The 12234-nt window shown below is 64.4% G+C and carries 11 protein-coding genes; 8 read left to right on the top strand and 3 right to left on the bottom strand.

Annotated elements, in window-relative coordinates; translation table 11 throughout:
• Window positions 1-95 precede the first annotated feature (95 nt).
• Window positions 96-2078, bottom strand: a complete 1983-nt coding sequence (acs, locus tag CupriaWKF_RS05220; protein ID WP_276099951.1) for an acetate--CoA ligase — start codon at window positions 2076-2078, stop codon at window positions 96-98.
• A 313-nt stretch (window positions 2079-2391) separates the two neighbouring features.
• Between acs and CupriaWKF_RS05215 the strand changes: the two genes are divergently transcribed.
• From CupriaWKF_RS05215 to murI, 4 genes are all read left to right on the top strand, one after another.
• Entirely contained in the window at window positions 2392-3303 is a 912-nt protein-coding gene (locus tag CupriaWKF_RS05215; protein ID WP_276099950.1) for a DMT family transporter, read from the top strand.
• 104 nt (window positions 3304-3407) lie between these two features.
• The gene (locus CupriaWKF_RS05210; protein WP_276099949.1) at window positions 3408-3941 is read left to right on the top strand and encodes a TIGR00645 family protein; all 534 of its coding nucleotides are present in this window, start codon (window positions 3408-3410) and stop codon (window positions 3939-3941) included.
• A 191-nt stretch (window positions 3942-4132) separates the two neighbouring features.
• The gene (locus CupriaWKF_RS05205) at window positions 4133-5656 is read left to right on the top strand and encodes a fumarate hydratase (protein WP_276099948.1); all 1524 of its coding nucleotides are present in this window, start codon (window positions 4133-4135) and stop codon (window positions 5654-5656) included.
• A gap of 73 nt (window positions 5657-5729) precedes the next feature.
• Window positions 5730-6539, top strand: a complete 810-nt coding sequence (murI, locus tag CupriaWKF_RS05200; RefSeq protein ID WP_276099947.1) for a glutamate racemase — start codon at window positions 5730-5732, stop codon at window positions 6537-6539.
• 3 nt (window positions 6540-6542) lie between these two features.
• Here the strand turns inward: murI and CupriaWKF_RS05195 are convergent, their stop codons facing one another.
• A complete protein-coding gene (locus CupriaWKF_RS05195; RefSeq protein ID WP_276099946.1) occupies window positions 6543-8843 on the bottom strand; it encodes an ATP-binding protein in 2301 nt (766 codons plus the stop codon).
• 412 nt (window positions 8844-9255) lie between these two features.
• Here CupriaWKF_RS05195 and CupriaWKF_RS05190 point away from each other — a divergent pair, with 412 nt between their 5' ends.
• The 4 genes from CupriaWKF_RS05190 to CupriaWKF_RS05175 all read left to right on the top strand — a co-directional run bounded on the left by CupriaWKF_RS05190 (window position 9256) and on the right by CupriaWKF_RS05175 (window position 11653).
• Complete coding sequence (locus tag CupriaWKF_RS05190; protein ID WP_276099945.1) at window positions 9256-9915, top strand: energy transducer TonB; 660 nt, start codon at window positions 9256-9258, stop codon at window positions 9913-9915.
• A 34-nt stretch (window positions 9916-9949) separates the two neighbouring features.
• Window positions 9950-10678, top strand: coding sequence for a MotA/TolQ/ExbB proton channel family protein (locus tag CupriaWKF_RS05185; RefSeq protein WP_276099944.1), 729 nt, complete (start codon window positions 9950-9952; stop codon window positions 10676-10678).
• A gap of 24 nt (window positions 10679-10702) precedes the next feature.
• The gene (locus CupriaWKF_RS05180; protein WP_276099943.1) at window positions 10703-11113 is read left to right on the top strand and encodes a biopolymer transporter ExbD; all 411 of its coding nucleotides are present in this window, start codon (window positions 10703-10705) and stop codon (window positions 11111-11113) included.
• Between the two features lie 219 nt (window positions 11114-11332).
• Entirely contained in the window at window positions 11333-11653 is a 321-nt protein-coding gene (locus CupriaWKF_RS05175; RefSeq protein ID WP_276099942.1) for a hemin uptake protein HemP, read from the top strand.
• 134 nt (window positions 11654-11787) lie between these two features.
• Here CupriaWKF_RS05175 and CupriaWKF_RS05170 read toward each other — a convergent pair whose 3' ends face one another.
• Complete coding sequence (locus CupriaWKF_RS05170) at window positions 11788-12195, bottom strand: heme-binding protein (protein WP_211949045.1); 408 nt, start codon at window positions 12193-12195, stop codon at window positions 11788-11790.
• Window positions 12196-12234 lie beyond the last annotated feature (39 nt).

Genomic DNA, 12234 nt, shown 5'->3' with positions numbered 1-12234 from the left:
GTCTGGCAGTTGAGGGGGAACGACAGTGAAGAACCCGCCGGCGCGCTGAGCGCGGCGGCGGGTTCGGTCGGGCTGGGCGCTACCGGATGATCCGGTTACTGCGCCTGCTTGAGTTGATCAAGGATTGCGGGATTTTCCAGCGTGGAGGTGTCCTGCGTGATTTCCTCCCCCTTGGCCAGCGAACGCAGCAGACGCCGCATGATCTTGCCCGAGCGCGTCTTCGGCAGGTTATCACCGAAGCGGATGTCCTTCGGCTTGGCGATCGGGCCGATTTCCTTGGCCACCCAGTTGCGCAGCTCCGTGGCGATTTTCTGCGCCTCGGCATCCGACGGACGCGCGCGCTTGAGCACCACGAACGCACAGATCGCCTCGCCAGTGGTGTCATCCGGACGGCCCACCACCGCGGCTTCGGCCACGATCGGGTTGGCAACCAGCGCCGACTCGATCTCCATCGTGCCCATGCGGTGCCCCGACACGTTCAGCACATCATCGATGCGGCCCATGATGGTGAAGTAGCCCGTCTCCTTGTCGCGGATCGAGCCATCGCCGGCCAGGTAGAGCTTGCCGCCCAGCTCTTCGGGGAAATAGCTCTTCTTGAACCGTTCCGGATCGCCCCAGATGGTGCGGATCATCGCCGGCCAAGGGCGCTTGACCACCAGGATGCCGCCCGCGCCATTCGGTACATCCTGCCCGGTCTCGTCGACAATCGCCGCCATGATGCCCGGCAGCGGCAGCGTGCACGAACCCGGCACCAGCGGCGTCGCGCCCGGCAGCGGCGTGATCATGTGGCCCCCGGTCTCGGTCTGCCAGAAGGTGTCGACGATCGGGCAGCGCTCGTTGCCGATGTTCTTGTGGTACCACATCCACGCTTCGGGGTTGATCGGCTCGCCCACCGTGCCGAGCAGGCGCAGGCTCGACAGGTCATACTGCTTCGGGTGGATCTTCTCGTCGGCCTCGGCGGCCTTGATCAGCGAGCGGATCGCCGTCGGCGCGGTGTAGAAGATGCTGACCTTGTGGCGCGCGATCATGTCCCAGAAGCGGCCGGCGTTCGGATAGGTCGGCACGCCTTCGAAGATGATCTGGGTCGCGCCCGCGGCCAGCGGACCATAGGCGATGTAGGTGTGGCCGGTGACCCAGCCGATATCGGCGGTGCACCAGAAGAGATCGTCGGGCTTGATGTCGAAGGTCCACTGCATCGTCATCAGCGCCCACAGCAGGTAGCCGCCGGTGCCGTGCTGCACGCCCTTGGGCTTGCCGGTCGAGCCCGAGGTGTAGAGCACGAACAGCGGATGCTCGGCGCTCACGGGCACGGCCTCGCAGGTATCGGGCTGGCCGGCCGAGACGTCTTCCATCCAGCGGTCGCGGCCTTCAGTCCAGTTGACCTTGCCGCCGGTGCGGCGATAGACGATCACGTGCTTCACCGCCTCGCAGTCACCAAGCGCGAGCGCGTCATCGGCAATCGCCTTGAGCGGCAGCGCCTTGCCGCCGCGCATCTGCTCATCGGCGGTGATCAGCGCCACGGCGCCAACGTCCACCAGCCGCTCCTGCAGCGACTTGGCCGAGAAGCCGCCGAACACGACCGAATGCGTGGCGCCCAGGCGGGCGCAGGCCTGCATCGCCACGACGCCTTCGATCGACATCGGCATGTAGATCACCACGCGGTCGCCCGTCTTGATGCCGAGTGCCTTCAGTCCATTGGCAAAGTGGCAGACCCTGGCGTGCAGATCGCGGTAGGACACGCGCGTCACGGCGCCATCGTCAGCCTCGAACACAATCGCCGTCTTGTCGGCATTGCCGTTCTGCAGATTGCGGTCCAGGCAGTTGTACGAGGCATTGAGCTCGCCATCCTCGAACCACTTGTAGAACGGCGCATCGCTCTCGTCGAGCACCTTGGTGAACGGCTTGTTCCAGTGCAGCAGGGCGCGCGCGCGGCTGCCCCAGAAGCCCTCGTAGTCGCGCTCCGCCTCGGCACACAGCGCGTGGTAGGCATCCATGCCCGAGATCGTCGCTTGCCGGACGAAGGACTCGGGCGGATTGAAAACGCGATGCTCTTGCATCACCGATTCGATGGTGGACATAGGCGGGTCTCCTGGTATTTGACTGAACGGCTTGGCTGCCAAATTACGCGCAGCGGCTTACTTAAACCTGACGCTCCCCACGCTGCGGCATCGCCGCCGGATCTTTGCTGCAAAGCAATAAACCTGCGCGTCGGATGCCCAGCAAGGAATGTGCAGCCTTCTTCATTAGGCTAGCACAGCTATAATCCCTCGGCCCGATATTCGGGCGCCTGAGCGTCCACAGCGCGCCGACGCCGGTGTCTGCGGATCGCCCACACCCTGCCCGCACCCTGCCCGCACAAAGGGCTTCGTGCTCACTCCCGAGGCAGCATCCGTGTCCATCTACCCGTTCTTCCTGATCGCCTCGATGGCACTCGTCGGCAGCAACGTCGGCCTGGGCAAATCGATCATCGCGCATGTGCCGGTGCTGCTGTTCGCGCTGCTGCGCTTTGTCATCGCCATCGTCTGCCTGTCGCCGTGGTACCGGCCTGCGCGCATGCGCCAGGTGTCGCGTGCCGAATGGCGCAACCTGTTCCTGCAGGCGTTCTTCGGCACCTTCCTGTTCACGCTGCTGATGCTCAATGGCGTGCGCCTGACCAGCGCGATGGCCGCTGGCGTGATTACCAGCACCATCCCCGCGACGGTGGCTATCCTGTCCTGGCTGTGGTTGCGCGAACGGCTATCGCGCCGGACGGTGGCATCGGTGCTGCTGGCAGTGGCCGGCGTGGCCGTACTGAACGTGGCGCGCGGCAGTTCGCATGGCGCGGGCAGCGGAGGCAGCCAGGCCCTGCTCGGCAACCTGATGATCCTGGGTGCGGTGGTCTGCGAATCGACCTACGTCATCCTGTCGCGCCGACTGACGCAGACGCTGGCTGCCATCGAGATCTGTGCCTACACGCACCTGATTGGCGGCCTGCTGATGCTGCCGCTGGGCTTCATCCCCCTGCTCGACTTCGACCTGTCCACCGTGCCGATGCAAACCTGGCTCATGCTGCTGTGGTACGCATTGTCCGCGAGCGTGTTCTCGTTCTGGCTGTGGATGAAGGGCATCCGGCACGTACCGGCCCAGCTCGCGGGCGTATTCACGTCGGTGCTGCCGGTGGCCGCTGCCGCCTACGGCATCGTCTTCCTGGGCGAGACGCCAGGCTGGCCGCACGCCGTGGCACTGGGCTGCGTGCTAGGCGGCATCGTGCTCGCGAGCTGGCCGGGGCCATTGGCCCGCCGGGGATTGCGGGACCCGGCCTGAAACGTTTCAGGAAGTGACAGGCATCGCAGCGCACAATATGGGCACGGTACAATCGAACGCTATTTCGATTGTCTTGTTACATAGACTTTTCTGCCCGATTGCCCATGGCCCAATCTTCGATGCGCCCCATCCCCCGCCTCATCTTTGCCTCGCGCTGGCTCCAGCTGCCGCTGTACCTCGGCCTGATCGTCGCGCAAGGCGTCTACGTCTATCACTTCATGGTCGAGGTGTGGCATTTGCTGTCGCACGTGACCGAGTACGACGAGAACAAGATCATGCTGGTGGTGCTGGGCCTGATCGACGTGGTGATGATCTCCAACCTGCTGATCATGGTGATCGTGGGCGGCTACGAGACCTTCGTCTCGCGCCTGGGTATCGACAACCACCCCGATGAGCCCGAATGGCTCGACCACGTCAATGCCGGCGTGCTCAAGGTCAAGCTATCGATGGCGCTGATCGGCATCTCGTCGATCCACCTGCTCAAGACCTTCATCGACGCGGAACAGCGCTCGACCCATACCATCATGTGGCAGGTGGCCATCCACCTCGCTTTCCTGTTGTCCGCCCTGGCAATGGCCTGGGTGGATCGCATGACTTCCCATCCAGTCAGCGTTCATATGGCGCCTGAAGCACACTAAGGCAGCGAACCACGCTGGCCTCACCCGGACTGCGGCCTGGCGCCGCGGTTCTTCATTTGGGACGCCGCCTACGTCGCCATATGGTGAAAAAAGCACGCGGAGCCTTGTGGACGCCTGTATGCAGGCGGGCAGAGCGCCCCGGCTCGGTGTATGATTTCGGGCTGTGTTTCACCGCTGCCACCCCCCACAAAATGACCGTCATCAAGCAAGAAGACCTCATCCAGAGCGTCGCCGACTCCCTGCAGTACATCAGCTACTACCATCCGATGGACTACATCACCAGCCTGGGCCGCGCCTATGAGCTGGAGCAGAGTCCCGCCGCCAAGGATGCGATCGCGCAGATCCTGACCAACAGCCGCATGTGCGCAGAAGGCAAGCGCCCGATCTGCCAGGACACCGGCATCGTCACGGTCTTCGTCAAGGTCGGCATGGACGTGCGCTGGGATGGCGCCACCATGAGCCTGACGGACATGATCAACGAGGGCGTGCGCCGCGGCTACACCCATCCGGACAACGTGCTGCGCGCCTCGATCGTCAGCCCGCCCGAAGGCGCCCGCAAGAACACCAAGGACAACACCCCGGCCGTGATTCACTACGAGATCGTGCCGGGCAACACCGTCGACATCCAGGTCGCGGCCAAGGGCGGCGGCTCGGAGAACAAGTCCAAGTTCGTGATGCTGAACCCGTCCGATTCCATCGTCGACTGGGTGCTGAAGACCGTACCGACCATGGGCGCCGGCTGGTGCCCGCCGGGCATGCTGGGCATCGGCATCGGCGGCACCGCCGAGAAGGCGATGGTCATGGCCAAGGAATCGTTGATGGAATCGATCGATATCCAGGACATCATCGCCCGCGGTCCGAAGGATTGGATCGAGGAACTGCGCGTCGAGCTGTATGAGAAGGTCAACGCGCTGGGCATCGGCGCACAGGGCCTGGGCGGCCTGGCCACCGTGCTGGACGTCAAGATCATGGCCAGCCCGACGCACGCCGCGTCCAAGCCGGTGGCGATGATCCCGAACTGCGCCGCGACCCGCCATGCGCACTTCACGCTGGACGGCAGCGGCCCGGCCAAGCTCGAAGCGCCTGACCTGTCGCAATGGCCGAAGGTCGAGTGGGCACCGAACACCGAAACCTCCAAGCGCGTCGACCTGAACACGCTGACGCCGGAAGAAGTCGCCTCGTGGAAGCCGGGCCAGACCCTGCTGCTCAACGGCAAGATGCTGACGGGCCGCGACGCCGCGCACAAGCGCATCGCCGACATGCTGGCCAAGGGCGAGAAGCTGCCGGTGGACTTCAAGAACCGCGTGATCTACTACGTCGGCCCGGTCGATCCGGTGCGCGATGAAGCCGTCGGCCCGGCCGGTCCCACCACCGCCACGCGCATGGACAAGTTCACCGAGATGATGCTGGCCGAGACCGGCCTGATCTCGATGATCGGCAAGGCCGAGCGCGGCCCGGTGGCGATCGAGGCCATCAAGAAGCACAAGTCGGCCTACCTGATGGCCGTGGGCGGCGCCGCTTACCTGGTGGCCAAGGCGATCCGGGAAGCCAAGGTGGTCGGCTTCGAAGACCTCGGCATGGAAGCTATCTACGAGTTCGACGTCAAGGACATGCCGGTGACCGTCGCCGTGGACAGCGAAGGCACCTCGGTGCACAAGACCGGCCCTGCCGAATGGCAGGCCAAGATCGGCAAGATTCCGGTCGCGGCGCTGTAAGATTGCACGCTTGCATGAAAAAGCCGGGTTCTCCCCGGCTTTTTTTCCACCCCCGCCTTTCCCCTTGCCCAACGTGAACCCCGCTCCCATCGGCGTCTTCGATTCCGGCCTTGGCGGCCTGTCCGTGCTGCGCGAGATCCGCGCATTGCTGCCGCAAGAGTCGCTGCTCTACCTGGCCGACTCGAAGTACGCGCCTTATGGCGAGAAGCCGGAGTCGTTCGTGCAGGCACGCACGCTGCAGGCCTGCGAATGGCTGCTGGCGCAAGGCTGCAAGGCGCTCGTCATCGCCTGCAATACCGCCACCGGCCACGCCGTGGAGCTGCTGCGCCAGGCGCTGGCAGTACCGATCATCGGCGTGGAGCCCGGCCTCAAGCCAGCCGCGGCGGCCAGCCGCAGCAAAGTGGTAGGCGTGCTTGCCACCGCCAATACGCTCAGGAGTGCAAAGTTCGCACGCTTGCTTGCATCACTGGACGGCGAAAGCCGGTTCATCTGCGAAGCCGGCCTGGGGCTGGTGCCGCTGATCGAGCAAGGCGACATCAATGGCCCGGACATACGCGGGCGGCTGGACAATTACCTGACGCCGATGCTGGAGGCAGGCGCCGACACGCTGGTACTCGGCTGCACCCATTACCCTTTCCTCTCCGACACCATCCGCGAGATGGTTGGCGAGCAACTGGCCCTGGTCGATACCGGCAGTGCCATTGCGCGCCAGCTGGCCCGCAAGCTGGTGGAGCACGCGCTGGCGACCGCACCCGACGCCGTCCCGCAAGACCGCTTCGCCTCGACCAAGGATGCCGCCCACCTGCGGCAGATGGCGGCCACGCTGCTGCATATCGAGGCGCAGGCGGAAACGGTGACGATCGAACCCGCCCCTGCTTTCTGACGCCTACTTCAGGAAGCCCAGCGGACGGTGCGCGCGCACGTCGGGCTTGACCGCGTGCTCGTGCCGCAATTGCGCGAGAAACTCTTCCGGCGTGAGCGAATCGCCGAGCAGCACGCACTGGCGCTTGACCGTGGCGAAGTCGCCGGGGGTCAGGCAGTCCATGGCGTCCAGCTCGTGCCGCATGGCGTCCGTCAGCCGGGCCTCGTCACCGTCCAGCGCTTCATCGACAAACATCGTGGCGCGCTGACCGGCCTTCAGCGGCAGGAAGCGGATCTTGAACGAGAACCTGCGCAAGGCGGCCTCGTCGATGCGGTCGAACAGGTTGGTGGTGCAGATAAAGATGCCGTTGAAGCGCTCCATGCCCTGCAGCATCTCGTTGACTTCCGATACCTCATAGTTGCGCACGGCCTGCTGGCGGCTTTGCATGAAGCTGTCGGCCTCGTCCAGCAGCAGCACGGCGCCGTCTTCCTCGGCCCGGGCGAACATGGCAGCAATCTGCTGCTCGGTCTCGCCCACGTACTTGCTCATCAGGTCCGAGGCGCGCCGGATCATCAGCGGCAGGTCCAGCGCCGCGGCAATATGCTCGGCCAGCGCGGTCTTGCCCGTACCCGGCGGACCATAGAAGCACAGCGTGCCACGCTGCCGCACGCGCAGCGCCTCGATGATCTTGGCGACTTCGTAGCGTGTTTCGAGATGCAGGTTGTCGAGACGGTAGTGCGTCACGACCGGCCTGGCCTCGGCTTCCGGCCGCAGCCCCATGGCGCGGTCGGCATGTTCGAGCTGGCGCATGATCAGGGCCTCGACCGGCTCATCCACGTCCGGCCGCGCGAGCTGCACGAAGCGCGCGGCCGACTGTACCTGCGCCGGCGTCAGCGACTTGCGTCCCGCCAGCGCGGTGATGAATCCATCGCTGACGTCCAGCCCGCCCAGGTGCTTGCGGATGATGTTCTCGCGCACCAGTGGCGGCGGGATCTTCAGTTCCAGGTGGAACTGGAAGCGGCGCAAGTAGGCGGGGTCGATCTGCCGGATCGAATTCGAGATCCAGATCACAGGGACGGGGTTCTGCTCCAGCGTCTGGTTGACCCAGGCCTTGCCGTTCACCGAGGCGCGCGCGTCCTCCTGGCCAAACAGGCTCATCAGCTCGCGCGAGCTGCCAGGGAAAACGTCCTCGACTTCGTCGAACAGCAGCGCGGTACGCGGCCGTCCGCGCAGGAAGGCCTGCGACACCTGCAGCGAGCGGTAGCGATCCTTGCCCGACAGGCTGTTGCCGTCGCGGTCCAGGCAGTCGACCTCGTACAGCTCGCAACCGGCCTCGCACGCCAGTAGCCTCGCGAACTCGGTTTTGCCAGTGCCGGGCGGGCCGTAGATCAGCACGTTCACGCCTGCGGCATGCTGGCGCGTGCCATTCGAAAGCAGTGCAGTGAGGTAACGAGCATCGGTCTCGACATGCGGATAGTCCGAAACCGCCAGCGTAGGCGGTGCGGCCGGGCGCGTGAACACCGCCATCATCTCGGCCTCATTGGCATAGTTGCCAAGCAGCACATGCAGCAGGCGGTCGGACAGGCGCATCAGGTCGCCGAGGTCGGTCACGCTGTTCTCGGGCAATGGCTGCTCGATCAGGTTCAGCGTCTCCAGGCGCGAGCCGGGCCGCAGCGAGGCGGCTACGTCCGCCGGGCTCGCGCCGGTCAGTCCGGACAGGATCTGGAATGCCTCCTGGCTATGGGCCACCTTGCAGTCCACCATCACGGCGCGCAGGTCGCGCTTGTACTTGGCCAATGCAGCGAACAGCAACAGCTTGCGCTCGTGCTCGGGCAGGTCAAGCACATGGCTGAGCATGTCGATGTTGCGCACCAGCAGCACACGTTCGCCATCGAGCCGCGATGCGATCGCCGCAGCCGAGGCATCGAACACCGCAAACATATCCTTGGCATGGTGCTTGACGTACTCGTCGAGGTAGTAGAACAGGGCACTCTCGTCGAAAGCGCTGTTCCACTGGCCGTGGCGTTCCAGGAACTCCTCGGGCGTCAGGCGCCCCGCCCCTTTCCACGCGGGCATATCGGCGCAACGGGCAGACAGGAAGCGCTGCACGCGCAGCACGACACCATACGGCCACACCATCTCCTGGGCGCTGACCGTGAGCACGTCATTGATATTGCTGCGCAGATTGAAGCGCGGACCCAGCGCACAGACGACCCGCAAGGCAAACTGGGCGCACATCCAGTCCAGGGCCGAACTGGCCGAGATTCCCGGGCCGGGGCGCAGTATTTTCGCGCGGTCCTCGTCAGCAAAACGTGTGAAGTCCATGGCCTCATCCCCGTGCACCCGATTGCGACACCGCAACGGGCGTACCACCACGCTCGCAGTCTTTTTCCTATGCTAGCGCGCTTTGCGGCTTGCGGCCCATTCCGCAGGCCCCGCGACTGGCCAGTCTCTGTGCTACCGGCCACCCACTCGCAACGTTGTCTGGATTTGGGGGTATAACTGGCCTTCGGATAAATTTCCAGCTGCGACGCACAAATCACAACAAATAAGAATCATTATCGTTTATACTCGCAACCTGACACGCCGCCAGAGAGTGGCGCTCCCCGGCAAACCCTGTTGCAGGAGCGTTTATCATGGAATTGCTTGTTAGTTTGCTGGTCGGATGTGGTATCTCGCTGATCCTGTTCTATCGCAAGTGACTCTGTGCCGGCTGGCAGACTCTGTTGTTCACCTCATGTTCGATCAACGCTTCTTCAAGATTACGCTCGCCGTCCTGCTGTTCCACGCCGGCCTGCTTTACCTCATCCAGAGTGGCCTGGGCCGCAAGATGACCGAGGCGGTGATCGCCCCGGAGATCATCGCCCGCATCATTCCGCTTGAGCAGCCCAAGCCGCCCGCGCCCGCGCCGGAGCCACCCAAGCCCAAGACGGAAACGCCGCCCAGGCAGGTGAAGGTCACCACGCCGCGGCCGACGCCACCCCAGCCCAAGCCGGTTCCGCAACCGGTTGCCGCGCTGCCGCCGTCGCCCACTGCGATCGAAGCACCACCGACACCGCCGACGCCCCCTGCTGCCGCGGCACCCGCGCCCGAGCCGGCACCGGTCTCCGCCGCGCCGCGCGCCGTGGGCATCGGCGAGATCCAGTGCTCGCCGCCGCAGCCGAATTATCCGGCCCAGTCCCGCCGCATGGGCGAGACCGGCAAGACCGTGGTGCGCCTGACAACGGATGAATCCGGCAAGGTGGTCAAGACGTCCGTAGTATCCTCCAGCGGATCGTCCCGCCTGGACCAGGCTGCCGTGGACGCGGTCCAGCGCATGCGCTGCAAGCCGTACATGGACAACGGCCGCGCCATCGCCGTGACCGCGCAGCAGCCGATCGGCTTCGAACTCAACTGATCTCAACCTAACAACGAACTCACCAGGAACCAACATGCAGGACCTCGGACTTTCCCACCTCTGGTCGCAAGGCGATTTCGTCATGCGTGCGACGGCCATCATTCTGCTGATCATGTCGCTCTTGTCGTGGATCGTGATCCTTACGAAGGCGTGGGATCTGGTTCGCCTGAAGAAGATGGCGCATGGCGCGGAAAAGCGCTTCTGGCACTCGGACGACTTCGACCATGCCCTGGAAACGCTGGGTGCCAGCGACGCCAACCCGTTCCGCACGCTGGCCATCGCCGGCAAGGACGCCGCCCAGCACCACCGCGCCAGCCAGCCGCAGCTGCATGACGTCATGGATATTTCCGACTGGTTGACGCGTTCGCTCAAGAGCTCGATCGACGACGCTGTGGCACACATGCAGTCGGGCCTGGCGGTGCTGGCTTCGGTGGGTTCCACGGCGCCGTTCGTGGGCCTGTTCGGCACGGTGTGGGGCATCTATCATGCACTGATCGGCATCGGCGCCTCGGGCGTGCCGACGATCGACAAGGTCGCCGGGCCGGTCGGTGAAGCACTGATCATGACGGCGTTCGGCCTGGCCGTGGCCATTCCGGCAGTGCTCGGCTACAACGCGCTGACGCGCGGCAACAAGTCGGTCATCTCCAAGCTGAACCGCTTTGCCCACGACCTGCACGCCTACTTCGTGACCGGCGCCCGCGTCCGCCCGACCGGCGCCCGAGCCGAAGACAACGCCGTGCGGCTCGCCGCGGCACGGCAGTAACACCACCGCATCAAGGAAGTCATCATGGCATTTGGCACCCTCGACGACGATGACGAGGTGATGAGCGAAATCAACATGACGCCGCTGGTCGACGTCATGCTGGTACTGCTGATCATCTTCATCATCACGATCCCGGTCATCAATCATGCGGTGAAGATCGATCTGCCGCGCGCAAGCAATACGCCGAACGATTCCAAGCCGCAGAGCATCAACGTCTCGATCGATGCCCAGGGCAAGGTCTACTGGAACCAGACCGAGGTAGACGATGCCGCGCTGGCGAACAACATTGCCCTGGCCGCCCAGCAGGAGCCGCAGCCTGAACTGCACCTGCGCGCGGACCGCGAGGTACGCTATGAGCGCGTGGCCGAGGTCATGGCCGCCGCACAGCATGGTGGACTGGGCAAGATCGGCTTCATCACGGAACCGAAACAGTAGGCATGGTCTGACCTTGCTATGCAAAAAAAGGCATCCCGCGGGATGCCTTTTTTCTTTGGCAGTATCGCTGGGCCAAGTATGTAACGATTGGTCGCCACCGTTGAAATGATAACGGTTCTCATTTATGATCATCCCATCGCAAGCACGGCCCCGGTGACGCGCCATACCTCGGCCGCCCGGCGTGCGAGCCAATCCCTCATTGCCGAACGGAGCCAGATAATGAGCACCCTTTCCCTGCCGCTGTCGCAACCCCGTGAAGTTACCCGCCGCCGCCTGTCGCTGCGGCGCGTGGAAGTTGCCCCTCAGGGCCGGCGCGATACACCTGCGTCATCAGCGCTCGAATCCGTGAAATCCGCTGTGGCGGCCATTCCCGCCCGCCTGGAGGCCCTCGTTCGCGAGAGCCGTCCGAATGCGCCTGCGGGCGAGCCTGTCGCACTGGAAACCATCATGCGTGGTGCCACGACGCTGCCGATCCGCCATAACGGCGAGATCTACACACTGCGCGTCACGCGCTACGGCAAGCTGATCCTGACGAAGTAAGGGAATGACACGGCGCCGGCACTGCAGTGCGGGCCGTCACAAGACGTGAGAGGGTGGCCGGCCGAACGGCCTGCCGATGGCAGTATCGCGTTTGCCAGCCCCGCAGCCAGCTGCGGGACTTCCGGCGAAACGGATCAGAGGCCCAGCGCGGCAATTCCGGCACGGGCGATCTGGGCGTCTTCGGTCGACTTGACACCCGATACGCCTACCGCACCGACGACCTGCTCATTGCAGACGATGGGCACGCCGCCTTCCAGCATGCCCTGCAGCGTCGGGGCAGTCATAAAGGAATAGCGGCCGTTGTTGATCATGTCTTCGTAGACCTTCGATTCGCGTCGGCCCAGGGCCGAAGTGCGGGCCTTCTCCGTCGCGATATAGGCCGAGATCGGTGCAGTGCCGTCCAGGCGCTGCATGGCGAGCATGTGGCCACCATCGTCCACCACTACGATCGAGACAGCCCACTGGTGCGCCTTTGCCTCGGCCTCTGCTGCGGCCATGATCTTTTTCACGTCTTCTGCCGTCAGCACGGTCTTTTGCTGCATACCACTCTCCTGATGTTCATACGGTGTGAGGCGGAAGTA

The sequence above is a fragment of the Cupriavidus sp. WKF15 genome, assembly GCF_029278605.1.
In the GTDB taxonomy this organism is placed as follows: Bacteria; Pseudomonadota; Gammaproteobacteria; order Burkholderiales; family Burkholderiaceae; genus Cupriavidus.
Note: the sequence above shows the minus strand (reverse complement) of the source record. Positions and strands in the feature narration are given on the sequence as shown.